We start from the raw sequence: 25,359 nt of genomic DNA, 5'->3' as shown, positions 1-25,359 counted from the left end.
CGGGCACCTTCCTCACGGTGCCGAACAAAGTCACCAATATCCACAATAACAGCAGTACCTTCCGCCCCTATAACGCTGGGGTGGCGATTGGTGATGTGAGTCCGACGTTACCGGATATGCCACCGCCACCGATTAAGGCTGCGGGTGGCGGTTGTGGTGGTGCGGCCATGGTGGTGATGGTGGTTGTGGCTGTGGTGGCAGCTTGGGCAGCGGCTGCAGCATTTTCTGCTCTGAGTGGTGCTGTGTCATCAATGGTGGGTAGTGCAGTCACTGCAACTACAGGATCTGCTGTAGCTGGGACCGCTATGGGGGCTGCGGCAGGATTTGGAGCTGGTGTAATAGGTGCAGGAATTACATCGCAGGCTATTACCCAAGCAGGTGCTATCGCCATGGGGCAGCAGAGTGGCTTCCATTTTTCTTGGAAAGATGTGGCTCGTGATGGATTAATGGCGGCTGCAAGTGTGGGGGTTGAACAGTGGGCTGGTAACTCAGCTAATGCAGTGGCTAACGCAAAGACGACAGGTGAGTCGATATCCACAATGCAAAAAGTGGGTAATGCAGTTAAAGGCTCTAAAGGTTATATGGCTGCAGCTAAAGCAACTGCTCGTCAGCTAGTATCCAGTGCAATGGACCGAGAGCATAAGTTTAGCTGGAAGTCAGTTGCGGCTTCAGCGATAGGCGCTGAGTTAGGTGGAGCGGTTAGTTCTACGATAGGCGCTGCTGATTGGGGCGGTAAATTCGGAGAAGCCTTAACCGAGTCAGTCGTGTCTTCGGCAGTTGATGCCAAAGTCTTTGGTAATAAATTTAATTTTAAAAATGCTGCACGCCAAGCCGTTGGGCAGGCCATTGGTGCTTCATTAACTAAGACCTTTGATGGGTGGATGAATGATGATCCGCGTGATCAACAGGCACCACAAAAAGCCAGTGCTCAGCAGCATGCACATAGTACTCAAAGTAAGTCGAGTGGGGCTGTGGTTAGTGAGCGTGGGCAAGGGAGATTGGAGAAAGAGAACCTAAAACGCCTTCGAGATGATAACTCAAGCTTCTACCAGCTAAGCTCTACAGCTGTTCAGGAAAGTATTGTACTTGATGAACGCAAGGGTTTAGAGGAAAGCCTAGAAGGCCAAGCTGGCTTAGCTTGGCTGGCCAAGTATGGTTTGGCAAGTAATGGTGCAGGAGGTACTCCTCCAGTAACACAAGACGAATACAATGAAAATTATAAGTTTTATCAGTTAGATAGCTCATATGCATTATCTACTCATAAGGCAGAAAGTGTTGGTTATGGGCTAGGAGATAGCCGGCTTCCTAACAGGTCAAGTGATATAAAGGAACGTAATTTATGGGAGAGGATAGTTAGAAGCTGGGAATTAATGACCGAAGTATTTAGTAATGCAAGTAATTCGTCCAGTGGTTTTATTGGGGCAGCGTTGGGAGGGGATGTTTGGGTCAATGATCAAAAAGGTTTTCAGTCTGGATGGACTGGCTCAAAAGGAGACTGGTTTGGTTTAGCTAAAACATCAGGAAACTTTTTATCTTCAATCGCTTTTAGCTATTTTCCTTCTGGTGAGCACCAAATGGTTTCGGAATTTTTTACTCCGGGGGAGGATGAAATTGCTGGTAGTAAAGTGTTTATGCAATATGGTTTACCTGCGGCTACTGTAGCATTAGTTTTAACTCCAGCTGGGAAAAAAGCCTTTGGTAAATTAAGTTTTAGATCAAAGTCTTATCAGAACGTTGAAGGTCTATATGGCTGGCATCCGAGGGAATATAGTTATAAATATAATGGTGAGTTGAACATACCAAGTTTCAGTGGAAGTGGTTATGCTTTTAATAATGTTAGTTTATCAACAGCGTATACCATAAATACAGGTATAATCGACGGTGGGTATGGAAAGTTTGCTTTTGTTCCAAACAGTAAACTGCTTTCGAAAGCTGATATAGACAATCACATAAACTCAAAATGGAATACTGGTAGATGGGATCACGTTCATAAAGGCGATTTCGTTAACGCTGACGGAGTCTGGAAGCTTGAAGGTGGAATGCACACGAGGGAAGCGTTTGACGAGTTTATTAAATTGAATGCTCAGGCTGGCAAACAATACAAAACCACAAAAGTTACTCGTTTCGATGAGTTTAATAATACTGCAGATGAAATTTTTATTCAGGAACTTCCAAATGGTGCGACACGAGTCCAACTTCCAAAAGATGGGGCATTTAAAAATGCAAAGGCTAGAAATAATGCTCTTGCCTATAATTCTGACGGTTCCAAAGTAAAAGGTGTTAAGACGTTATTGCCGTCAGGATGGACTTCCTCAAACTCTGTTTCAGCAACTGACAACATACTTGCGAATAATGCAAATAAAGTCAATTTTAATAGTTACTCATCCAAATGGGTTGGAACTGAAAAAAATATCTCAATTACAATACAGTTGGATAACGCAGGAAAGGTCAATACTTTTTATCCGAATTGGAGGCAATAAAAAGATATTAATATGAGCGAGAATTTAAAAGATAGATTGATATCAATTTTTCAGGATTTGGCTGATACCGTGTCTTCAAAACCAAGGGAATTAGGTGAAATTATAGATGCAATGTTAGCTGATATTAGAGAACTCAAGACTTTTTACACGGAAAAGGAAATAGTAGATGTTGCTGCACAAATAGCAGGAAGTGATTCTTTAGAGTTATATTGGTTGGCTAGAGCTGGAATTCAATCAGTCAAGAAATTGCTGGTAGAGGGGTTGGAATCTGAAGATAGTTGTCAAACGATGTGGGCTGCAATTGGGTTGGTATACTTGAACTCCAATGAGGGCATGGAAAAGCTAGAAAAGTTGGCATTGCTAAGCACAAAAGATGATGCGGAGTTAACACTAGAAGAGATATACGAGGAGATATCAACAAGCAAATTAGTGGAGCTTGTGAAGTTTAGGAATAAGATTGATTCGGGTGAATATGGAGCGATTAGTTCGAAGTAGGTAGTTCCAAATAGTAGTACGCGAACTTTAGAAGCAAAGAACAGGACATCCACTATTTGATTGTGATCAGGAAAGAAGAGGACATCCACTATTTGATTGTGATCAAAAAATAGCCAGAGGTAAAAGAAGAGGACAGCCAAGATTTGACTGTGATCAAAAAATAGCCAAAGGTGTAGGTCTATACTTCTGGTTATAAAGTAGTCAGTTTTGAGTGGAGGTTAAAGGATGACACGGCCACGAAGTCAGTTAGTCAGTGTGGCGGATACGCCGTATTATCACTGTATATGTCGGTGTGTTCGTCGGGCCTTTTTATGTGGTGATGATCAGGTTACAGGACGTAATTTTGATCATCGAAAAGCCTGGCTGATTGAACGACTCACCGAGCTGGTTAAGGTGTTTGCCATTGATATATGTGCCTATGCGGTGATGTCAAATCACTATCATTTAGTGGTTCGTATTAATAAGGAAAAGGCAGAGCAATGGACTGATGATGAAATCATTCGTCGTTGGCGGAAGTTATACCACGGACCACCCATGATTCAGCGTTTTTTAGCGGGAGCGACGCTGGATAAAGCTGAACTTAACGTTGTTAATGATATTGTGCAGCAATGGCGGCAGCGGTTAGCTGATTTGTCCTGGTTTATGCGTTGTTTAAATGAGCCTATCGCTCGTTGGGCCAATGATGAAGATGGTTGTAAGGGTCGGTTTTGGGAAGGGCGCTTTAAAAGCCAAGCATTATTGGATGAAGCGGCATTATTAACCTGTATGAGTTATGTAGATTTAAACCCAGTTCGTGCAGGAATAGCTGAAACACCGGAAGCCTCAGATTTTACCTCAATTCAAGTGAGAATGATTGCTTGGACAAAACGTCAACAGCAAAGCCAGCAGAAAAAAAAGCCTCAAAATAAGCATTTTTCCAGAACGACAAAGTTACCCAAACATACTAAACCTGCTGCTCCCTTACTCCGTTTTTCAGGTCATGAAAAGCAAGGCAAGAAAACTACGATACCCTTTACGTTAAAAGACTATTTGCAACTGGTAGACTGGTTGGGAAGGGCTATTCGTGATGATAAGCGAGGCGCTATTTCTAGCAATATTCCTCCAATTTTAGAAAGGCTAAACATCAACCATGATGAATTACTAATTTATGTGAGTAAAAAAGAAAAACGTTTTATTGATGTGATGGGGACGGAGCAGAGTTTCCAGCAAACAATTGCTCAATGGCAACGTAAGTTTATTAAAGGAATAAGTTTAGCTAAACAGTTATTTTCTGGAAAAATAATATATACATAAGATGTAGACAGTTGTTGGGTTGGTTTTTAGTTATATAAATAGTGGGTGTCCTTTTATTTATTTGTTATACAAAAGATATTTCATGGATGGCAGAGTGTGGATGATTTGGCGGTTACGTTATAGTAAGGCCAGGTATTATAATGTTAGTTTTGTAAGTAATAGTAATTGCTGTAAAAATAAAAAAACTGCCATTTTTTAGAAATGACAGGCTTTTTATTGGATTGTAATTATTTAATGAGTCGATACAGGAATAAAATAATAAATGCACCTCCAGTAGCAATTAATATACTTTCTATAGTAAAAGCATTAACACTACCAAAACCAAATAAGCTACCTACGTAACCACCAACAAAAGCACCTGCAATCCCTAAAAGGGTGGTAATAATTAGACCTCCACCGTCACGACCAGGCATTATCCACTTAGCTAAAATACCAGCTAATAAGCCTAAGATGATCCAAGTAACTATTCCCATAGTTAATCTCCCTAAGAAATTCATAGTTAATTGTAAGGAATCTTTACTATACGAAAAAAAATTGAAAATACATTTAATTTTAGTTAATTATGAAATGTAAATCACGTATTTGAGATATTTTTATCTCAAAATACTAGTGAATCTATGGCTAGCTGTCTTATCTAGAAGAAGAGGTGTCCATTATTTGAATATGATCAAAATTTTTAGTCAGAGATGCTTATAGAGAAGGAGGAAAGCCTCTTAGTTTACTGTACCATGGTATTATGTTTTTTGGTTATTTAACAATTCATCCTTGGTGGTTCAACTACTACGATAGCGAAAATTATATATCAAGATGATAAAATCTTGTTGGGCTTGATTTTATGTATTGCACTGTCTGTTCTTGGGTAGTGCGTTGTCTGCTACTTTTAAGCAACAGACACTCTTTTGTGAAGAAGTTTAAAGTATGTTAGTTGATGTTAAGTTAACGCTATTAATAAATATATATAACTTAATCATTTTTGTGAATAAAAAGTATTATTATAGGTGATATTTATTTATTGATATGTTCTTCTGCAAAAAGTAACGCCGCAGTAATTCCTCTTAGTGAAATTTTAACTTCCACTGGTTCTTTGGATTGACTGGTATATTGTATTGTTAATGTATGTCCTTTCTTTAATCCATTTAATATTGATTCTGTATCTTTTTGAGAGAGCTTACGTTCGTTTAGGCTTTCACTTGCAAGTAATTTAAACCGGAAAGACTGGATATCATCGATGATGAATGTCGCGTTATCAGCAGGATAAGCGTTATCTAGGACATGGTAAAAGATAATTTCTGTTTCAGTACCATTTGTAGCGGGTTGTTGCTGAATAATAAATTGAAATATAGTGCCATCACTATAAGGGAATAATGCTTTATTTCTAACATGTGTCACTGAGCGACAGGTATTGTTCGCATCATTTAAGCAGTTTACTAGCCAGTCTTTAAAATAGCGTCGGGTTTCACCTGGAAATGCGGCGACGTGTAAAGACGTTATTAATAGTAAGATGGCTATGAAATATTTTTTTAGCATATTTGTTCCATGTTTGTTAGCACTTGTAGTTGGTGTAAGGGTATTAACTCGTCTGAATGATGTCTACAAAAACATTAAAGTGGTTTATAGGTTTGATTTTATTCAAATGTTAGTATTTACTAACTCTTTGTGCACTTGTTTTTCAGAGTCAAGTATATTGATTGCAGTTCGTCGGTTGATTCTTGAACAGGTAAGCTCCTATTTGACATAATATGTCATGTTCTATGATGCTGCTGAATACCGGTAATTCGCAGGGCATATTAACAAGTTGTTGATAGGGAGTTGCCTGTGAAACAAAAAACGTCATTATATAAATTAGTAAAATGGACATTTTACATAAGTGTAATTATGGCTGCAGTAGGTTTTTGGTTTAGGAATGATTTTCCGGCGCCTAATGAGAGAATTATTGATCCTCAGGTGACTAAAGAACCTTTACAGAAGAAGGTAAATAAAGAGTCATTTAAACTTATGCGTAGTGGTGTGGTGTATGAGGTAAATCCATTATATGAGTACGAATTAAGTGGTTTAGTTGTTTCTTTAAATCACCATGATGGAAAATTTGGGCTGCATAAACGCGCAGAAGACCATATTAATGTAGCTGATTTATGTGTAGTTTGGGGTGTTAATGCCAAACAGGTTGACCTGAATAAGTTTGATTTTTGGAATGGTGAATTTACCTGTAATTATTTAACTAAAGATTCACTTCAAGCGGGTTTGTTTAAGGATAATCAGTTATCTAATAATCACATTGTTGCTGTCGATGAATTGATTCGTGACCAAATTGCTGATGTGAAAGTGGGTGACCAGATTTATTTAAAAGGTTGGCTGTCAGAGTACAGTAATCACTTGGGTAAACGTGGGACAAGTATTACTCGAGATGATACAGGCAATGGCGCTTGTGAAACCATCTATATTAATGATTTTAAGGTGCTTAACTCTATGGAAACAGGTTGGCGTACCATGTATAGCATGGGGCTTATGGGCTTAATATTTAGTTCTTTGATCTGGGTATGGGGTGTAGGTACAGGACGCTTTAAATAATAAAAGTTAAATAGAAATGTATCAGATAGTTTTAGTTGTTGATAAAGAAATGGTTGTAGGTTTTTCCTTCAACCATTTTTTTTGCCATATAGTGTTCGTTAAATGTGAGGTGTGTGTGAACCTAGATACAGTGACAATTTTCTTCAAGAAATTTCATATTGAACAAATAAAGTCAGTGTATGCTCACATTTGGTATTTATCCACAAGTGACTAGCATTGTGTGTAGAGGATAGCGGAATAATAGGAATAGCTACTGACGTTTAATGCCCATGTATTTTTTATTTGTACGCACTGGCAATTTACGGCAGGATTAACAGTCTAGACGATATACTGTTTGAGACGGGGGAGGCTGTGCGTAATAGTTTGGACTTAAGTCATTACGCAAGTTGTTACGTCTGATTAGTATGACTTGTCGTTAGACGGCAGTGATATGACGCTCGTTTTAAAAGCGCATATTCTGGGTAGCTGTCTTGAAATCATAAACACGCTTCTTTGATTTTTTGTGTTGGCTTGGAGAACATACACCATGGCTCTGGAATTTGGACAATCGGTATTTGAACACGCTCAACGTTTACAAGAAGAAGGTCGCGATGCTAATCAGATTGCAAAGATTCTTTGTGAACGGGATCAGCAAGGCCATAACTATGGTATAGGTATTGTGCTGGATGGTGAAGGTAAGGCCATGGCTTCATCATCCACATTACTTGAGTATGCCACTAAAGAAGTTCAGGAAAGCACCGTTGGAGATTATAAAAACTCTAATGCGCAGCTCGAAAATTTAAAAGAAGCCGTATTAAGTTGGCAGCAAGTTCCAGAAGAACACTGGTCAAAATTTAAGCTGGGTTTGGTGTCTGATGCGGGTACGGGTGCAGTCAAAACCGCCGTAGAGTTAGGCTTAATGCAAAATCCTGCACTAAATACAGTGGGTGTTGAAGAGCTAGGCTGGCCAGCCTATAAAGCGATTGCTAAGGTCGCTCGCGTACAATTTGCTGAGTTTGCACAAGATGGCATTATCGATCAGCAAAACACTTTGCCTATCTATCAGGCGGGCCCAATGAATACGACAGGCATGGTGCGTTCTGTTGATGTTGTAAGTCAGCGAGCGAGAGTTGCTGCAGATAAAGGGCAGTTTGTGGTGTTGGATCGCGCATATTCTGGGTTTGAATTTGCCCGAGACTTAGCGGATAAAGGTTATCAGTCAGTGATGGCACAAAGTTATGATCTACAGATTAAACCTTTTGTGGAACAAAACGTGCCTTTCTGCCTGGCAATTAGTCCGACTAAAGCGTTTATTACATTCTCACTTAGACCTTGTGGACTGGTGTTGCTCTTTTGCCCTGATGAACAGGAGCAAAAAAGTACGTTGTTAACTTTAAATACTATCATTCGTGCCCGGGGTTCTTCTTTTGAGCATCCAATCATTCGTGCGTTTGCTAAAGCAATGATTAATGATGGTGCGCGTTTACAGTCAGAGCATGAACAGGCTTTAGCTCGGGTTGCAGAAGCAGAAAGTGTTTGGCAGGAGTTGGTTAAGGGTACGGCCATTGAGTATTTGTACTCTGCCAATTATGCGGGCTTATTTAGAAATCCACAGGCAAAAGATAATGCTGCTGTGCATATATACGATCAGCATATCTATCCTGTGTTTGCCAATAACCGTTGCCGACAAAATGTTACTGGTATTCCGACAGACCGAGCATTAGCAGAGCAGCATGTAAAAGCATTTGCTGAACAGTGCTTCTAGGTTTTCCATTCATTTAGGTTATTTTGATAACCCACATCAACCACTTGTTTTGTAGTATTTCTGTCAGGTTTAGCCTGATGAAATACTGCAGGACATACCATGCATTGCAGGACTGCTATAGTGCATGCCCTTGCAGATGTCATCATTGCACATGCTGAAAATGGTTATTTTTTGCTTAATGGGGGTTAGGATTTAGATAACTTGGCATTGGCATCGTGCTCAAATGTGTAGTAACACGCCAGGTTATAGGTTTGGCTTTGTGAAGTGCCAATTAATCGAGGGTCAAACGGTGCCAACCCATCCATCATCCATTCTTTGTCACACCAGCGATAAGAACAGAGTAGTTTGTGATTATGACTAGTGAGAATCTTACACGCAAAGTAATCACGGCTGGGCTCAGTAAACTCATTTAGCTGAATCACTTCAATGCGCCTGATCGTGAATTCTCCTGCTCTTATGAGGTGGTGTATAAATGCAGGCTTTTGTGACTGTTTGATCTTGCTAAGTAAGCGTTGACTGATAAAGCTATGTAAGCTTAAGGGAGACTGAAAGCGGCATAGTGCCATCAAACATTCTTCAGCCCGTTTTTCTAGGTGGGATGAAGACCACTTTGGATCATGCTGATTCAATACTGATTGAAGAACTTCGAATGGATAGTTCTCAACGTTCTGTTTGTTGACGGGATTCAGCTTTTCTTTATGAAGTGCATGCCAGATAAAAACTGGAACTAGTAGAAGTAATACTGCAAGTAACAAGGAAAAATATAAATACATAAGGCTATACACACTACTCATATAAAGTGAGTTGCAGTTCCAATTGCTGTGTACTTTTCATATACATTTTATATCCACTTTATGTGTCATATTTAAGGTTCTTGTTGACCTATTAAAAAGTGTGCATAAAGTGCTGTATCACTTACAAAATGGACTTACGATCACCTTTTAACTGTAAAGCAATTGTCATTTGAATTTACATATACCTTCAGTGAAGGATATAGTTCTAAGAATAGCGTTAACTTTGTCAGGTTATGCACATTAAACAAGTCGCACTAAGAGAAGTAATCAAAAACCCTTAATCACAAGAATGTGCTTCAAATAAACTCTTTTAACTATCTTACATTAAAAACTTGGATCCGTTTGTTGAATAGTAGAAAAAATAGTGAGACTTATACCAAGAAATACAATGCTAAATGAACGGTTGTACTTTTTGTATTGGTTAACTTAAGGTGGAAATGACATCCAGTAAAATAGATCAATTTTTTTAGCCTTATCTGAAGACTTTCAGTTAGGCTTTGATTTGTTTTTTTGGGTTACGTCATTAATACTGTTTAAAGTATTTCACATTCTTAACAAAAGGAACAATCATTAACAGTCCTTATGAATTGTTTTTGATCATTTGTAAGTAAAATCCTTTTTCTTTAGTTATATCCATAGCAAAGGATATAAATTACCCAGAAGAAGGGTGTTATACAAAAGGGCACCTCTAAAAATGCACTGTTTTTAAAGGTGCCCAAAAGTTTTACTTGGCATAAAAATCCGCCTAGTGGAATATGCCTATCATCGTATTTCTAGGACAGAAGTGGCAATGAAAAAAGTCTTGATCAGCAGTTTTCTCTGCGTAGCCATGGTTGTATCCAGTGGTTGCTCAACTCAGGGTAATAAACAAGAGATCGGTACCGCTGTTGGTGCAGTTTTAGGTGCTGTTGTAGGATCTGCATTGGGTAAGGGGCGTGGTAAGAAAGTTGCCATTGCTGCAGGTGCAGTATTGGGAGGTTATATAGGCAATCAATTGGGCGCGTACTTGGATGAGCAAGATCGTATTGCACTCGAACAAAAGTCTATTTCAGTATTAAATACAGCTAAAGACGGTGAAGATGTACAGTGGCGTAGTCAGCGTACAGGTGCTGAAGCGACTATATCCACACGAAATACACGCCAAGAAACACGGAATGTTAATTATTATCGTGATAAACGTGTTGTAAAAGTGATGAATCTAACGCTTATTGGTAAAACCTTTCAGGCCAAACAGCGGGCAAATGTGCGTAATGCCCCAGAAAAACAGGGTTATCGGGTGACGAGTTTGGCTTCGGGTGAACAAGTGACTGCTGTCGGTAAAACACCTAGTAACTGGGTTATGATTGCGAAAAAGGGCGTTACCATTGGTTATGTTCATGGGTCGCTATTAAAGCCTGTAACTGTTCAGGAAAAGCAAACTGTACTTAAGACTGCAAAAACTAATGAAACCTCAAGCCAGCAGCCAAAAAGCATTAATATTGATGATATTGAGCTCAAGGACGTGGATGTAGTTGAAGACTCGATGGCGGTGAATACAGAGTGTCGTAGTTTAGATATGAAAATTAATAATAAAGGAAAATCTGGAAACGAAAGCTTTGATACGTGTAAAGGCGCTGATGGTGCATGGGAAATAATTTAGTAAAGCCTAAGAATGGTTTGCGAAGGATGTAAAACGGACATATTCATGTCCGTTTTTTTATATGTATACCAATATGCTTATGTAGAAAGATAGATCTTGAGTATGTGTATATTAAAGCAAGACACATTATCCTTGAGACTTTACCTGATTTAATAGGTAAGTGAGTTTTTCTTTAACTTTGGCATAAACCTGCTGAGCACTGTTGAGTTCGTTTGTGTCGAAGGATATTTCACAACGTTTTATATCTTTATCAAACAAGGCATTGAAATAATCCTGCCGGCGTTTTTCTTGCAAATTCACCCATAGAGACCCATTAACTTCACCTGATTCGGCTAATGAAAGCCGTAGTTTCATATGGTCAATTTCTTTATAAAGCTCTGGCGATGGTGTGAACTGAATACTGATATAGCCTTGCTGTTGATTCCAGTGGTAGTTAAATTCAGTAAAGTCGCCCTCTGAAACGCAGGCATTAGCTATTGTGAGTAGCGGTTCTGCAGGAGAAATCAGTATGGGCTGTTCAATGGTGTGTATTTCTTGCGCTAGCGTAAATGCACATGTTATGGACCATTGATGCTGTTGATCTGTAATTCGGCAGTTATGAGGCAGCTCAAACAGTAATTCAAGTGACTGGTTTTCTCCAGGATTTAATTTTAGTGAATTACAAAGCAATGTTTTTTTAGCCGTTTGGCTCAATTGCGGGGCAGAGGTAGCTTTAGATTGCTCAATTATATGTTCTTTTAAACAAGCTTCAATATTGTCAAGGGTAAGTTCAAAATTACTGGGTATTGCTAAGTCATCTGCAGGATAATGTTCATCGTATGTGAAGTTAAGCGAACCAGTAATCATTTCGCCTTGGAGATAACGTGATTGGTTGGTTTTTAAGTCAACATGGAACGTATCAGCAATAACAACTTGATGACTGGGTGACATAATTTCCTCCTATAAAAGGCTGTACAAAAGCGTAATGTGAAAATAAACCCTGATCTATAGATACAATGATGCTTTAAAATAATTATTCAACAGGTTGAAGGCTATTATATCTTACGATGTAGCCGCTCCAGCCACCTGTGATAAGTCCAGTTGATTCAGATCAGTAGCAAACCAATGTTTTAATAGCAAGCGCGTATAGTGGGTATTTAATTTTTTATCAAGTTCACAGTAGTATAGCCAGCGCATAAGGTTTGTGATGGGATAGGGCGTATTGGGTATAATCGGCAGACCCTGGTTATCAAGTTGCAACTGTCGTTGATTACAACGTTGTATATTATACAGCAAATGCTGACGGGCCATGTTAACTTCAGCGGAATTGGGAAACTGCGACCAAGGCATTTGTGGGGAAAAGTAGCTGCTGGGGGCTGGTAGCCGTAAGGATATAGAATGAGCAGAGTAGCTACTTACCTTATCCTGAGGAAAACATGGTTCCCCAATTTGATAATAAAAGTCAGTGGGATGATCACTATGAATATTAATTTTTTCAGCATGAGTCATACGTTGCTGAACATAGTCTCCAGCTGAAGCGGCTGATGCTAAAGGCCGTATACCAAAGATACGCTTGCCTGCGGGGTTAAAATACTGAAGTGAGGTTATACCACCAAAGATATGAATAGGGTGTTGTTGAGCGGCTTTCCAAAGCGGCTCACCTAAGACTTCATGTAATTGTTTTACGGCTACATTGTCATAACTCGCTAATGTGCGTAGCAAGGGGGTTAAATTGAGTCGCTCTGCAAACACTTCACTCACAGACGGCGAAAATTGAGGTTGGTTATTATTGATTTGGACTGTGCCTAAATAGTAAAGACTTCCACTCACAGGCCATATAACGCCCGTTGTTTGAGGTTGTACAACTTTTTCTGTGATAGCAAGGTTAAACGGTAATTGGCGCCAGTCTGATATAGAGCTGTGGGGAATGTTTAATTCACTACATGCGACCAAACCAGCTAGTTCTATGGCTTGTGTCCACTCAAATCCATGGAGTAACTCTTCATTGTTATCAACATCATGGCTAGCAAATAACGGGCTATCTTTAAATTTTGCAGCATAAAATGGTGAGGCAGTAAAACGACCTTGATTATTCACCCTAAAGAGGGTTGAAGCACGTGCTATTCCTGATATAGGGCTGTCAGCTGATATAGCAGGACAACGATTATTTTTTATGAGGGGTAATAGCGCTGGCTCTTGATATTCCTGCTTAATGACGGTACCTGCTGCATCACGGCACGGTGTTAAGCGTGATGACTCAATTGACATAGGCCATAAACCACTGGCGCCTAAGATGGGTGTTGTGTGTTGGGCAAGTAAGTCATCTTCACCATGAACCCGAATAAGTCGTCGCGTTTGTTGAGTTGCAATGGGTATTTCAATGGTTAACCCTGTTAACCAGAAGTACCTTTGAAACTGCTCAAGTGTCTGTTTTGCGCTAGGTTGGTAGCTTGATGAGTGGTTATCTGCTGACGTGCTTTGTTGACGGGCAGAATGAGATGACATGAAGGGTAAAGGCGTTTGCCCTAAAATAATTTCATTATTGATGGCGTAACGTGGAAAAAATACAGCGCCAAAATCACCTTGAAAACGTTGCTCTTCAGGTAATAAATTGGTTGCATTTAGCTGATAAGTCATTTCATATAAAGGTGAACTTAATTGTATGTTCGTAGAGTGTGTAGCAATTGCTTGCAGCTTAAGTGGTAATGGGTGAGTAATGGGTTGTTCTAACCATTGAGGATTTTCCTGGGAGAGAGACTCTTGATCTTTAATAACAACAAGCACCCTAAGCTGATCAAAAGGCGATAGGGTTTCTCGCTGTTGTTGGTTTAAAAATTCACTCAGTAGCTGCCATGGTTTATCCCTAGCACTGCCTGCTTCACGGGCGTAAACTGCAGTATATTTAAATATTTTTCGATCAAAAGGCAGGTGTTCAATAGTGGCTAAAGGTGGAATTTGTCCCGCTAATTCCATTGTTGAAAAGGTGTTGATACTGGAAGCATTTAGAAGCTTTGCGCTAGAGGCTAACCAGTATTCACCTGGTGGTAGCGAAAACTGAACACGAGGTGTTGCTTTGTAGCTTATTTGGCCTTTTGGTGGCTGGTGGTTACTTGTTTCGCTATTGTGATTTGTTACAAGCATTACGTCGTCTAACCAGTATTGCGCAAGACTGTAATCAATGGGTGAATGCGTTGGCCAGTACCAGTTTTTATTCAAAAACTGTTGAATAAATTCTGTTAATTTCAGTTTTGTAATGCTTTCTTCTAGGGCACAATTCTCTTGTTTGGCTTGCCAGGCTGCGAAGATAAGTAATTGCTGTAGACTACAAAATACCTCATATTGTAGCCGGAGCTGGTTTTCGAGCCATGTCACTGAGGTTTGAGGAGGGAGATTATCTTGAACGCACCATGGCATTACTTGTAATAGTGTACGGTTAACTTGGCTGCGTTCCCATAATGCAAAGTAGTTGCTTTGCTGCGTTAGCGATGTTTCAAATTGTGTTTGTAAAATACGGTCTATATGCTGATATAACGGTAAACGTTTATTTTCTTTTTGTGCTTGGGCATCAAGCTCACAGGAAAACCATACATGATTTGTTGTGTGTTGAGTTGTAGTAACACTGGTTGCCCCTTTGCGCAACTGAGATAAAATATTTAAAAATTGTGCTGCCGTGGCCGAAAAACCGAGACGTTGTAAAAGCTCTTCCGTCAAGGTGTGTTGTAACTGCACCAGTATTTCTTCATTAAGTGTAAGTGTGCAAAGTGGAATGGGTAAAGAAACAAAAATATCCAGACGTCGGCTAGCACTCACTTCTTCGCCAGCATCACCAGATATTGGGTTTAAGTCGCCTCCTGTAATTATTTGAATAGTATCTCTGGGAACACCTTGTTCAATTAATAGTGAGGCTGCTACCTGAGCTCTTTGCAAAGCAAGTAACCCATTTTTTTCACAAGAGCCAATCGTATCAGTAAAACCGTGAATAGTAATTTTGGCATCTGGGTATTGTTGCCATAATCGTGCAACGGATTGTAGTTGGGTTATAGGCAGTGAAGTAGACTGTGGTTGTTGATAGTAAAAAGAAAAACGTAAGCTGTACATCATGCCATTTGTGAAAGAGCTAATGCCATACTGCTGGTATTTTTTAGCAAGTGTAATAAATTGTTGTATCGCTTGCTGATGCGCTCGACTGTTAAGCTCCGTGTAATAGTTGAGCGTGAAATCAAGAAGATCTGTTAGGCTATTTATTTTGGTTGGTATACCAAAGCCATGCAACATCCGTTGTTTGTTTTCGCTATCAGTGTAATTGTGTAGATAGCGTTGAGGAATGCCGGGAGTTGTATTATTAATCAACACTTTCATGTGTTGTGCAGTTTCTTCCGTGAGTTTAATTTGGGGAGGCAGTTTTACCAAGGTGTGTAATTTTTTTTCAGAAACGAGTTGCTGTGGTGAAGTGGAAAATATATTTTCAGCTATTTTAAACTGCGAAGTGTCAAGGGCTGTAGGAGTGTCACTATCGAATAATGTTGAGAGTAAAGATTCTGCTTCAAAATAATTAATTGTATGTTGCAAGTGAATATTTTTATTGTTGTTTTCGATGTTTTTTAATATGTCTGTAATGTTAGGGATGAGTTTGGTTAATGTTGTACTAGGTAACGACCCATTAATCATTGTTGATTGAAAATGATAAATACGCTGATGATGATTGTGCTTTTCTAAAGCAGGGATTTGTTGTGGCCAATAAGGAAAATGTTGGGCTAATTGATCAAACAATGAAAGAGGCGTGCCATTCACTAGACAAATATCAGCTGAGGGTGTGGTGAATAAAAATGAAGTTTGAGTAGTAAATGAATACAACGTTAGCTTTGTGGCTTTAATGTAGATGGTAAAGTGCAGTAAGGCATTATTGAATATAAATGACTGTTTATCTTCAATAATAATTGCAGCAAAACCATTTTGGGTGGCATAGATAGGAATATCTTGTAAAAAGGCAGGATTATCTTCACTGCCTTGGTGGCGTACCTCTACGTATACATCTTCTTCTGTCGTCAATGAATTTGGCGCAAATGATAAAATAAGCAGTTTGTTTCGGTTAATAATGAGTGCATTAATTTCTGATGTGGCGAGTTGTTTTTTCCAGTTTAGGTGATCTGCACTTGCTGGTTCTTCATTGCTTTGTGGGTCGCTTAGCTTTTGCTGCTGTAAGTTAATAGTAAGTCCAGCATTTAGCCAGTTTTCAGGTAGCTGTTTTATTAAGGCTGAAGGTAGCGAGGTATTAAATATCGAAAACCACTGTCCATAAAGGGAGAGTGGAATAAACATTAATTGAGTGGGGTCTTGATAAGACAAATGATAAATGGGGTGACCTATGGTGCCATCAATATTAAGGTGAAATAGCTGTCCCTGTTCATTGGTCGTCCACAATGCTAAATAAGGTTCATCCGTAATCCCATGATGCTCTTTTGTGAGTATAAGTGTATTGGCGAGGGGCAGGATCGAACCTTCAATTAAATGATCATTTAGATATTCTGCAGAACATAGGTATTGCACTTTTAATGCGTGACAAGTTCCCAGCTGGTTGATGGCTTCCATAGTATACGTGTACTCTAAGTTGAAGTAGCTATGTGATTTTTTATGTTGTTTACCCAGCGTTATGGGTATCGGCCAATAAAGAGGTTGTTTGCTGTAAATTCAGCACAAGCAAGTCTTGTAAACGTTTATTCCTAAAAATATAAGCCGGCACTTGTTGATCGTCTGCAGGTATTAAGATTAAATCAAATAAGCCTTTCATGGGTAAGTCATCAAAAATCAATTCAATCCACTCAGGGTGGTGGTGTACTTTAGGACAGTTAGCAAGCTTTGGTGTGGTTGTATGTTGCCACTGAGGGTCTTTGCTACGCAGTAAGTAACGATCTGAAAAGTAATTATTCGTAAGCCCCGTGGTTTGTAAGTGAAGTACTAGTCGTTGTTCAACAACATTGAGATAAACAACAGGAATTTTATTATCCCGAAATTTATCTAGAATAAGACGATGTTTACCGAAGCGGGGAATGAACTTCTCGTTGAGTCCTTGTTTAATTTCTAAGGGTGTTTTTTCCTGATTTAACAACGCTTGTGTAATTGGCCCTATGGCACCATTCATAGCATCAAAATGCGCAACCTGTGAATAGTGATTGAGTTCGGCCAGAGAGGTGCCTTCGGTAGAGAGTTTGTCAGGATTATTTTCGTAAGTAAGAATTTTTTCCCATGGCCACTGACGGTGACTGAAGATGAGAACAATACCTGCGTCATTCGTTTGGCACTCCCCCTTAATACGATAAGGTATCCAGAGCGTCTCCAGCCATCGACCTCTTGCTTCACGTTGATCTGGATTGACGGTTTTTATAAATTTTGCAAAATACTGTTGTCGGTAAAAGTGAACTCGAACATCTTTAAGCATTCCTCCTTTTACACTTTGTAACTCACGCCATAATCTGCCTTGCCAAAAAACGTATAGCCAGCCTTCAGGTAGGAGATCTGAGTGTGACCGACATTGAACCGCACTCATTAACCCTAAAGGTTTAATGGGAATAATGATATTGTCCCACTCATCCTGTTCGGTATTGCTTTGAACGGGTAGTACATTATCTGCCAGAGGCAAGTATAAGGGCGGTTCCTTATACATGGGTATTTTTAAGCCAAAACGACGAGGGTGGTTGGGTATATGGTTAAAAATAATTAAACTGCGGTATTTATCACTGTCTAATGTGCTTTCGGTTGGCGGTTGCTCACTTGAAGGCAATTCATGTTGTTGATTAGCAAATAAGTGAATACGCTGAACATTTGAGTGTTTTATTCCTGCTACTTCAATAACAAGTTTATAATGATTCTGACTTGCTTCACCAAGATCAGTAGCAGCGATGAACTCACTTCCACCAGTAAGCAATGATGGATCAGGTGCTTCATCTGTGCGAAATGTTGCAACTACAGAAAGCGAGCTTTTACGGGCTACGCAAAGGTCTCCTCGAATTAATAATTGTGTGAGGCTTTTAGCTAATTGCTCATGATCATGACAATGTTTTAAGGGCGGGAAATGTTGTAAATGCTCTGTAATTTTAGGGAACTGAGCAAATAAATGCTCAACAAACAAGCTGATGTCTCTTTCGTTAGAAAAATAGCGTGGTTGAAAACCAGGAGTGAGGGGGATACCTTTTACAACAATTTCATACGGGGTATTTTCGAATTCGAACTCAGATTTCATGTGATAGAAACAAGTTAAATGACGTTTAAGGTATACACAGAATGCAGGGTATATTGATTTTTAAATTATAGCAAAATGCTTTATGTATACCTGATGTATTACTCGGAATAGGAAAAAATAATTGATTATTTGTTTTTTAATGTTAGTTTTGTATTAATCCTGTAAACAAGTGGGTTTTTTTGTGAATTTTTTTAGAGATGTCCTTAGTAGTCTTTCCGGCAAATAGGCTTCATGTTATAGCCTATATTACTGTGAAGTAATAGCTTTATTGCATTTAACCATCAGCCTTTTCAAGGCTGTTAATTTGTTAGGTTTACTTCCGTAAACGTCCTCTCGCTCAATATAATTTAGAATGGCTTCTCTAAAACACTGACTTGGGTCATTCACTTATTTTATCAACGTGTAATACTCCGCACTTTTTTTAAATCAGTCCGTAAATTTCTTTTTTCTTGCTGGGTAAAACTGTGTTTAGGCATAGAGGCTTACCCTAGCATGGCAGCCAATGTTGTATTCAATAAGCTCTGAAAAGCAGCAGAGCAAGGTTTGGATATTGTTACTGATCCACACACAGTGACGTGTGGTATAGCACTGCATTGTCTGTCTTTTTGAAAGTCCATCAGTCTTTAAGTAGTAGTTATAGCCTGAGGTTAGTTATGTCTTTGCAAAATGAAGTAAAAGCGCTCAAGAAATTTGTGCGTGCTGCGAACTATCTTTCTGTTTCACAGATTTATCTGAAAGATAACCTGCTCTTAGAACGTCCCTTACAGCATACTGATATCAAACCACGGTTATTAGGTCACTGGGGAACATGTCCTGGCATTAACTTTTTATATGCGAACGTTAACCGACTCATTGTGAAGCACCAACGTGACTTTATGTGTTTGATCGGCCCTGGTCATGGCTTTCCTGCGGTACAAGCAAACTTATTCATCGAAGGTTCACTATCCCACTTCTATCCAGATGTCATCCCATATAGTGAAGATGGAATGAAGGATATTTGCCGTAAGTTCTCTCAAGCTTATGGTTACCCTTCTCACGCAAATCCAGAAGCACCAGGACAAATTCTTGAAGGCGGTGAATTAGGTTATGCGCTTGCAGTTGCTTGGGGTGCAGTACTTGATAATCCTAACCTTATTGCGGTCTGTCTGGTGGGTGATGGTGAGTCAGAAACTGGGCCTCTTGCTGCATCCTGGTATGCGAACCGCCTGGTTTCACCTAAAGAGAGTGGGGCTGTCCTCCCAGTACTTCATATTAATGGCTATAAAATCTCTGGGCCAACACGTTTGGGCCGTATGTCCAATGAAGAAATCACTCAGGAATTTACTGGGCTAGGCTATCATGTGATCGTTGTGGATGATGAGCGAGAAGAGGATATTTATGAGCAAATGGCAAAAGCGATGGATGAAGCTTATGCCCTTATTGCCAATATTCAGCAGCGTGCCCGTGATGGTGAAGATGTTGAGTGTCCTCGTTGGCCATTAATAGCAATGAAGACAGCAAAAGGCTGGACTGGCACTAAAGAAGCAGATGGTAAAAAACTTGAAGGTAATTGTGACTCTCACCAAGTCATTGTTAATCAATGTGCGGATAATCCAGAACACTTAAAACTGTTGGGTGAGTGGCTTGCCAGTTATAACTTTCATGAGCTGTACCGTATTTGTGATGATCAGCGTATTGAGTTTGATGAGGAAATTCTCGGATTAATTCCCTCACCTGAGCTTGCGATGGGTAGACAGAAACTGTCTTATGGCGGTGAGGTGCTTGAAAACTTAGTATTACCTGATTTAGCAACACTGGCTTATGGGCATGATGTACCTCGTGGTGAACGTGGTTACTCCATGTTAAAAATGGGTGAGTGGTTACGCGAAGCCATTCGTTTGAACGAAGCTCAGTCCAACTTACGTGTGTTTAGTCCAGATGAGACTTACTCAAATCAACTGCAAGCAGTATTTGAGGTAACCAATCGTAGCTGGCAGTGGCCAATTAAGGCTTGGGATAAAGATATTGCACGTGAAGGCCGGGTGATCGAACTGCTTTCTGAAAACCTGTTATTTGGTATGCTGCATGGTTATACCGTAACTGGGCGTTTTGGTATGTTCCCTACGTATGAGTCTTTTGCACAAGTGATTGCCTCTATGGCAGATCAGTACTGCAAATTTATTCATGCATCACAAGACGTACACTTCCGTAAACCAGTACCTTCTTGCAATGTCGTATTATCCTCTTTATTGGAAAGGCAGGATCATAACGGCTACTCGCATCAAAACCCTTCATTGCTAGCGTCTATGTTGGAGAAACATCCAAAGATTGTTTCCGCTTATCTACCTGCAGATGCTAATTCTACGTTGGTTTACACGGAACAGGCTTTTGTTGACCGAGATAAACTAAATATTATCGTTGCTGGTAAAAAAGAATTACCTGTTTGGTTAACGTTAGAAGAAGCTCGCCAGCAAGCTCAAGAAGGTATTATGACCTGGGATTTTGCCTCAGATGTAGATCCTGATGTAGTACTTGCAGGTTGTGGTGACTATGTAACTCAAGAGTGTTTGGCTGCATTGATGTTAATCAGAGCGCGATTACCACAGGTAAAAGTACGCTTTGTCAGTGTTACAGAGTTAACTTCAGGTGGTTTGGGCTCGTTGAAATATGCAGAAAAAACGCATCTACTTGATGAGTTCTTCACGAAAGATAAAGGGGTTGTATTTAACTTCCATGGTTATCCAAACACCATTAAGAAGTTGGTCTTTAACTATGCAGGAGCAAGACGCTTCAGAATTAAAGGCTATGAAGAGAATGGTTCAACAACTACACCATTTGATATGGGGGTGAGAAATGGAACATCCCGGTATCATATGGTCATCGACTTAGCTTATAAAGCATTCCAGCAAGGCGTTATCAATGAAGATGAACACGCAACGGTGACTACAGAAATGCTAAGACGACTGGTTGAGCATAAGGAATATATTCTGAAGCATGGCATTGATCCAGAAGAGATTGATAACTGGCAGTGGCAACGTTAATCGTTTTTCTGCTTTAGTGGAACATAAAAAAACCGCCTTCGGGCGGTTTTTTTATGGGGACACTATGAAATATCAGGGGTAATGATTGGCGGAAACTACAGGGTGATGGTAGTCCGTAAATGCGTTAGCTATTTTTTGATAAAGATTGTTGGTCCATCTTGGCGAAGTAATTGGAGGCTTTAACGCTTGTAGTCGTGGGTCAGAAGGTGCAATCACCACACTTACCTGCTGTTTACCAATGTTATGTACCAAGGTAAATAGCTCTTCTATAGCTTGGTCGCCAATGGCTAAACAGCCTATAGATACATCTTTACCATGAATAAAAATATCACCACCTAGTCGAGTTCGACCATCAGTTACAGCCTGTTGTTGATCAAATCTATTAGGGTAATTGAGCTTCATTGATAGATGGAAACGACTATTTGGGTTTAATAGCGTTATTTTGTATAACCCTTCTGGGATTTGTTTATCGCCTTGCTTGAGCTTTGGACCTTTAGTTCCACTGTTGGCTAATAGGGGATATGTTCTGACATAGTGCCAGTTATTGTCCTGTTTAGCCCAGAGCTCCATTTGCAGTTGATCTTTAATAGTGAGCAGGCTGATTTCTTGAGGAGGAAAATTGAGCCCGGCTGAAGTGAAGTATGGTTTAAGACGTAACTGTGCTTTGTATCCATACTTATGGATGACGTCTTCAACAGTACGTTGTCCAACCACTTTGACATAAAAGGGATACCAGAGACTCCTTCCGTAACGATAACCCATTGGTAGCAACATGGCTAAGGCTAAGAAAATCGCCAAAATGCCTTTTATCATTACACTTACCTTCGCAAAGAAAATTTTATAGCTGGCAAATGATTAACATGGTGAGTAAATCACATCCCATTTGCCGTAGCAGAATTTTTAACCAGTTCTCTTAATAAGTGTAATGTATTTTTGTGACTTATATCACGGTTCAAAAATAAAAAACTGGGTTCTGGTCCAAAATGCGATGGCTTGTGAACGTGACAGCCCATGGCAATAGCCTACTCGTGTTACTGCGTCATGGCATTGCTGCAAGGAGGTATCTTTGGGTAATAAATGCACAGCTTGGTTCATTGCATCTAGTAGAGAACGTTCACTGTCAGTGATCTCATGCATAAGTAAAACATCATCATTTGCACTAGTAGGGTAATTGAGAATAGGGTATCTGCTATTCATGTAATGTACTGGCTTTGAGTGTTTATCAATATACATATACTTCTTCCAAATGACTTTTTGGACAAATCATCATTGCACTTAATATCTAAGTGCCTTAACTATTCTGATCGCGTTCAGTAAAAAAATTATTCATGATGAATGAAAAAGCGCCTCAATCAAGAATAAAAAAAGGCATTTATCATAAGTATAAGTCAAGTTGTTTATGTGTTTTAGGATTACCAGAAATACAAATTCAACTTAGTTCACGCTATTTATTGTTCAACATAGGTACTAAGGCTAACAATCAAAATAAAAGTTCCCAGAGGAGTATTAGTGATAACTTTATGTTTTTAAAGAATTTATGTGGATTGTGCATTATTTTTTGGCTATGTTGTGCGCTATATCTTTTATTAAGCATATAAAACGTGAATGTTTGCTTAATAATAAATAAGACTGGTTATATTATTTCTCTGTAAAAACTAAAAAGGTGAAATAAAAAGAAACCCGGCTAATCAAATAGTTTGATTAGCCGATTTGGCGCTAGACGGCCAAGAGGCAGGCTTGTAATGCATTGATTATTTCACTAAAACTTTAAATGTAAACTACGAAATATCATTTTAGTTGTGTAAAGTTATGTATATGATTGTTGTAAGACTTTGCTGTATAACAGCGTCAATATTATTGCCATAACGATTGTTTTAGAGGGGGTCAATACAGGAAATGGGGTTATTAATATTCAAAAAGTGATTAATATCCTTCGTGAAGGGTATGTTGTTGCTTTTATGAACAAAACAGTGAGTTAGCCATTGTAATCAAGTTCTGAAAATACCCCTTAAATCACAATCGTTAAGGGTTGAGGTGAAGTGAAGTTACTCAAGCGTTTGGTGTTGCTTTTCTTAATAGTTACCCTGATGTTGCCTTACTTGCTGTATTTTTATGGTATGTCTGTGTGGCAGAGCCGGCCAATGCCTGCTCATACTATTTTAACTGAGGCTCAGGCTGAGAATGTGTGGTCTGCTGTTGGAGGAACAGGCGCTCCATATTTGCAAAATATTGGGCCGTGGCAGTTTGTGTTGTATTTTGGTTGTTCAATTGCACAGTTAGAAGGCACTAATCGTAAGTGTGAGCAAAAATACGCAGGATTTTTGCCTGTTCTTCTCATTGTTGAACATTATCAACAACAAGAGTTAACAAAACTGCCTGCATGGGAGAAGGCTATCGTTAGCAGTGCTTTAGTTATTTGGGTCACTAATAACTGGACAATAGATCAAGTTCTTGCCTCGTTAGTTGAAGTTAAGCCTGAGTATTTATCAAAGTAAAATCACTTTATAACATCGAATTCTTTTCTGCTCTTTCGTTGTAGGTATATGAAAGATAGTTTCACTGATTTAAGAGGAAATGGTTGGTCCATATCAGGTAAGGATAGTCGGTAACATTAGTCATAATATGTAGTGTGTAGGTGTTCTATGAAATTTTCACATACCTTAAAGGTAGGGCTGTCTGCATTATTGTTAGTTGGTTCAGGTTTTCTTTGGTCTGCTGAAGATAAGGGGTTGTTTTGGCATGTCACAAGTTCTGTAGGGTCTGCTCATGTTTTAGGGACGATTCATTTTGCTGATAAATCGTTCTATCCATTACGTAAAGAGATAATGGCTGCTTTTGAAAAGTCGGATGTGTTGGTTGGAGAGCTTGATGCAGAAGCGTTGGATAGTAAAAAAATTGCTAAGATACTAGCAAAAGAAACGCGTTTGCCTAAAGGAGAAACAATAGAAGATCACCTTGATGCCGCTGTTTATAGTAAGCTGAAACAGTATTTACAACAAGAAAATGTGCCGTTGACCTCTGTTGAGCATACCAGGCCAGGTTGGTTAATGATGCAGATAATGTCTAGATATATACAAAAACTGGGGTATAAGGCCAAAGATGGTATTGATAGGCACTTTATTCAACGCGCACAAGGAAAAAAAGAAATAGTTGGTCTAGAAACATTTGTTGAACAACTACGTCTTTTTTTAGAGCTTGATGATGCAAATGCTCTAGTGAGTGAAACACTACGCAGTATAGAAACAATGGACAGTGCCTTGGCAGCATTAGTCGATAGCTGGAAAAAAGGTGATGATAAGCAATTGGAACTGTTGTTAATTAAAGAACCTTTATTATCAGAACCTAAGGCTAAACCCTATTTTGAGCGATTTATCTGGCAGCGTAATAGAACAATGGCCAAAAAAATTAGCACACTCTTAAAAGAGCCAAAACACTATTTTATTGTTATTGGTAGTGGGCATTTAATTGGTGATCAAAGTGTACTGTCTGAATTAGCTTCAATGGGTATGCAAGTAGAGCGATTATAATAGATCTTTAGTCTTTCAAAAATTAATAGTTAATCATAAAAATTATGATTAACTTTCATTATCCAGTGTTACATCAACAATGAGTTCATTCGCAAGTTTTTCTAAGTTGGACTTAATAAGATCAATATTGGCGCTTTGGGGGACGCGTAATACTGCAGATGCTTTGAATATGGCATCGTTAGACATTGGCGCAGAGGTGTGTTCTGTCTGTATGTCAGTAATATTTATTTTAAACTCAAGCAAAATTTTGGTGATATCTCTGACAATACCTGGCCGATCATTACCCAGCAAGTGTAGTGTATAAGTTATTTCTTCTTCAGCACTGGCTGTGTTTGCTGGGTCGATTACTGCATGGTGAATAGCAATTTTTTGAGCTGTTAATTGGTTAAACTGTTCAGTCAATGAGGGGAGGAACTTATTGGGTACATAAATATGGGCAATGCCTGCAAACTGCCCATTAAAGAGCGATAGTTTACTATCTAACCAATTACCTTCGTGAGCCGCTATAATTTGAGAAATTGTTTCAATAATTCCTGGGCGATCAGGAGCTAGTAGCGTAATAACCACCTCAGCCATAATGTTT

General features: G+C 39.3%; 18 protein-coding genes. 9 read left to right on the top strand and 9 right to left on the bottom strand.

Features of this window, described 5'->3' with window-relative positions; genetic code table 11:
- The 3 genes from ACQ96U_RS15070 to ACQ96U_RS15060 all read left to right on the top strand — a co-directional run.
- Positions 1–2,480, top strand: a 2,480-nt coding sequence (locus ACQ96U_RS15070; RefSeq protein WP_431722100.1) for a hypothetical protein, incomplete at its 5' end; no start/stop codon positions are given.
- 12 nt (positions 2,481–2,492) lie between these two features.
- Positions 2,493–2,975 (top strand): hypothetical protein, encoded by a 483-nt coding sequence (locus tag ACQ96U_RS15065; protein ID WP_431722099.1) that lies wholly within the window; start codon positions 2,493–2,495, stop codon positions 2,973–2,975.
- Between the two features lie 225 nt (positions 2,976–3,200).
- A complete protein-coding gene (locus tag ACQ96U_RS15060; RefSeq protein WP_431722098.1) occupies positions 3,201–4,268 on the top strand; it encodes a transposase in 1,068 nt (355 codons plus the stop codon).
- A 227-nt stretch (positions 4,269–4,495) separates the two neighbouring features.
- Here ACQ96U_RS15060 and ACQ96U_RS15055 read toward each other — a convergent pair whose 3' ends face one another.
- Positions 4,496–4,741, bottom strand: a complete 246-nt coding sequence (locus ACQ96U_RS15055; protein ID WP_431722097.1) for a GlsB/YeaQ/YmgE family stress response membrane protein — start codon at positions 4,739–4,741, stop codon at positions 4,496–4,498.
- A 532-nt stretch (positions 4,742–5,273) separates the two neighbouring features.
- The gene (locus ACQ96U_RS15050; RefSeq protein ID WP_431722096.1) at positions 5,274–5,795 is read right to left on the bottom strand and encodes a hypothetical protein; all 522 of its coding nucleotides are present in this window, start codon (positions 5,793–5,795) and stop codon (positions 5,274–5,276) included.
- Between the two features lie 288 nt (positions 5,796–6,083).
- Here ACQ96U_RS15050 and ACQ96U_RS15045 point away from each other — a divergent pair, with 288 nt between their 5' ends.
- Positions 6,084–6,836 carry a hypothetical protein gene (locus ACQ96U_RS15045; RefSeq protein ID WP_431722095.1) on the top strand — a complete coding sequence of 251 codons (753 nt, stop codon included), beginning with the start codon at positions 6,084–6,086 and terminating at the stop codon, positions 6,834–6,836.
- Between the two features lie 526 nt (positions 6,837–7,362).
- Positions 7,363–8,580, top strand: a complete 1,218-nt coding sequence (locus ACQ96U_RS15040) for an aminotransferase class I/II-fold pyridoxal phosphate-dependent enzyme (RefSeq protein WP_431722094.1) — start codon at positions 7,363–7,365, stop codon at positions 8,578–8,580.
- Between the two features lie 185 nt (positions 8,581–8,765).
- On the opposite strand, the gene ACQ96U_RS15035 is transcribed toward ACQ96U_RS15040, so the two are convergent.
- Positions 8,766–9,353: a hypothetical protein gene (locus ACQ96U_RS15035; RefSeq protein ID WP_431722093.1), complete on the bottom strand. Its 588-nt coding sequence runs from the start codon at positions 9,351–9,353 to the stop codon at positions 8,766–8,768.
- 811 nt (positions 9,354–10,164) lie between these two features.
- Here ACQ96U_RS15035 and ACQ96U_RS15030 point away from each other — a divergent pair.
- A complete protein-coding gene (locus tag ACQ96U_RS15030) occupies positions 10,165–11,013 on the top strand; it encodes a glycine zipper 2TM domain-containing protein (protein WP_431722092.1) in 849 nt (282 codons plus the stop codon).
- 126 nt (positions 11,014–11,139) lie between these two features.
- On the opposite strand, the gene ACQ96U_RS15025 is transcribed toward ACQ96U_RS15030, so the two are convergent.
- The 3 genes from ACQ96U_RS15025 to ACQ96U_RS15015 form a co-directional block, all read right to left on the bottom strand.
- Positions 11,140–11,943, bottom strand: coding sequence for a hypothetical protein (locus ACQ96U_RS15025; RefSeq protein WP_431722091.1), 804 nt, complete (start codon positions 11,941–11,943; stop codon positions 11,140–11,142).
- Between the two features lie 111 nt (positions 11,944–12,054).
- Positions 12,055–16,581 carry an OmpA family protein gene (locus tag ACQ96U_RS15020; protein WP_431722090.1) on the bottom strand — a complete coding sequence of 1,509 codons (4,527 nt, stop codon included), beginning with the start codon at positions 16,579–16,581 and terminating at the stop codon, positions 12,055–12,057.
- A 49-nt stretch (positions 16,582–16,630) separates the two neighbouring features.
- Entirely contained in the window at positions 16,631–18,229 is a 1,599-nt protein-coding gene (locus ACQ96U_RS15015) for a hypothetical protein (protein ID WP_431722089.1), read from the bottom strand.
- A gap of 653 nt (positions 18,230–18,882) precedes the next feature.
- On the opposite strand from ACQ96U_RS15015, the gene ACQ96U_RS15010 reads away from it, so the two are divergent.
- Positions 18,883–21,249: a phosphoketolase family protein gene (locus ACQ96U_RS15010; protein ID WP_431722088.1), complete on the top strand. Its 2,367-nt coding sequence runs from the start codon at positions 18,883–18,885 to the stop codon at positions 21,247–21,249.
- Between the two features lie 72 nt (positions 21,250–21,321).
- Here the strand turns inward: ACQ96U_RS15010 and ACQ96U_RS15005 are convergent, their stop codons facing one another.
- Positions 21,322–22,062 carry a L,D-transpeptidase family protein gene (locus ACQ96U_RS15005; RefSeq protein WP_431722087.1) on the bottom strand — a complete coding sequence of 247 codons (741 nt, stop codon included), beginning with the start codon at positions 22,060–22,062 and terminating at the stop codon, positions 21,322–21,324.
- A 132-nt stretch (positions 22,063–22,194) separates the two neighbouring features.
- Complete coding sequence (locus ACQ96U_RS15000; protein WP_431722086.1) at positions 22,195–22,446, bottom strand: hypothetical protein; 252 nt, start codon at positions 22,444–22,446, stop codon at positions 22,195–22,197.
- Between the two features lie 842 nt (positions 22,447–23,288).
- On the opposite strand from ACQ96U_RS15000, the gene ACQ96U_RS14995 reads away from it, so the two are divergent.
- Entirely contained in the window at positions 23,289–23,744 is a 456-nt protein-coding gene (locus ACQ96U_RS14995) for a hypothetical protein (RefSeq protein ID WP_431722085.1), read from the top strand.
- Positions 23,745–23,891: 147 nt separating this feature from the next.
- A complete protein-coding gene (locus ACQ96U_RS14990; RefSeq protein WP_431722084.1) occupies positions 23,892–24,776 on the top strand; it encodes a TraB/GumN family protein in 885 nt (294 codons plus the stop codon).
- A gap of 48 nt (positions 24,777–24,824) precedes the next feature.
- On the opposite strand, the gene ACQ96U_RS14985 is transcribed toward ACQ96U_RS14990, so the two are convergent.
- Positions 24,825–25,352: a glycine cleavage system protein R gene (locus tag ACQ96U_RS14985; protein WP_431722083.1), complete on the bottom strand. Its 528-nt coding sequence runs from the start codon at positions 25,350–25,352 to the stop codon at positions 24,825–24,827.
- Between the last annotated feature and the right edge of the window lie 7 nt (positions 25,353–25,359).

The organism is Zooshikella sp. RANM57, assembly GCF_050749885.1.
Classification (GTDB): domain Bacteria; phylum Pseudomonadota; class Gammaproteobacteria; order Pseudomonadales; family Zooshikellaceae; genus Zooshikella.
Note: the sequence above shows the minus strand (reverse complement) of the source record. Positions and strands in the feature narration are given on the sequence as shown.

Excerpts from the sequence above, each read along its gene's own strand:
- ACQ96U_RS15060 (WP_431722098.1), top strand. The coding sequence starts at position 3,201 with ATGACACGGCCACGAAGTCAGTTAGTCAGTGTGGCGGATACGCCGTAT.
- ACQ96U_RS14990 (WP_431722084.1), top strand. The coding sequence starts at position 23,892 with ATGAAATTTTCACATACCTTAAAGGTAGGGCTGTCTGCATTATTGTTA.
- ACQ96U_RS15040 (WP_431722094.1), top strand. The coding sequence starts at position 7,363 with ATGGCTCTGGAATTTGGACAATCGGTATTTGAACACGCTCAACGTTTA.
- ACQ96U_RS15005 (WP_431722087.1), bottom strand. The coding sequence starts at position 22,062 with ATGATAAAAGGCATTTTGGCGATTTTCTTAGCCTTAGCCATGTTGCTA.
- ACQ96U_RS15010 (WP_431722088.1), top strand. The coding sequence starts at position 18,883 with ATGTCTTTGCAAAATGAAGTAAAAGCGCTCAAGAAATTTGTGCGTGCT.
- ACQ96U_RS15025 (WP_431722091.1), bottom strand. The coding sequence starts at position 11,943 with ATGTCACCCAGTCATCAAGTTGTTATTGCTGATACGTTCCATGTTGAC.
- ACQ96U_RS15000 (WP_431722086.1), bottom strand. The coding sequence starts at position 22,446 with ATGAATAGCAGATACCCTATTCTCAATTACCCTACTAGTGCAAATGAT.
- ACQ96U_RS15020 (WP_431722090.1), bottom strand. The coding sequence starts at position 16,581 with ATGGAAGCCATCAACCAGCTGGGAACTTGTCACGCATTAAAAGTGCAA.
- ACQ96U_RS15035 (WP_431722093.1), bottom strand. The coding sequence starts at position 9,353 with ATGTATTTATATTTTTCCTTGTTACTTGCAGTATTACTTCTACTAGTT.
- ACQ96U_RS15030 (WP_431722092.1), top strand. The coding sequence starts at position 10,165 with ATGAAAAAAGTCTTGATCAGCAGTTTTCTCTGCGTAGCCATGGTTGTA.
- ACQ96U_RS14985 (WP_431722083.1), bottom strand. The coding sequence starts at position 25,352 with ATGGCTGAGGTGGTTATTACGCTACTAGCTCCTGATCGCCCAGGAATT.
- ACQ96U_RS15050 (WP_431722096.1), bottom strand. The coding sequence starts at position 5,795 with ATGCTAAAAAAATATTTCATAGCCATCTTACTATTAATAACGTCTTTA.
- ACQ96U_RS15065 (WP_431722099.1), top strand. The coding sequence starts at position 2,493 with ATGAGCGAGAATTTAAAAGATAGATTGATATCAATTTTTCAGGATTTG.
- ACQ96U_RS15055 (WP_431722097.1), bottom strand. The coding sequence starts at position 4,741 with ATGGGAATAGTTACTTGGATCATCTTAGGCTTATTAGCTGGTATTTTA.
- ACQ96U_RS15015 (WP_431722089.1), bottom strand. The coding sequence starts at position 18,229 with ATGAAATCTGAGTTCGAATTCGAAAATACCCCGTATGAAATTGTTGTA.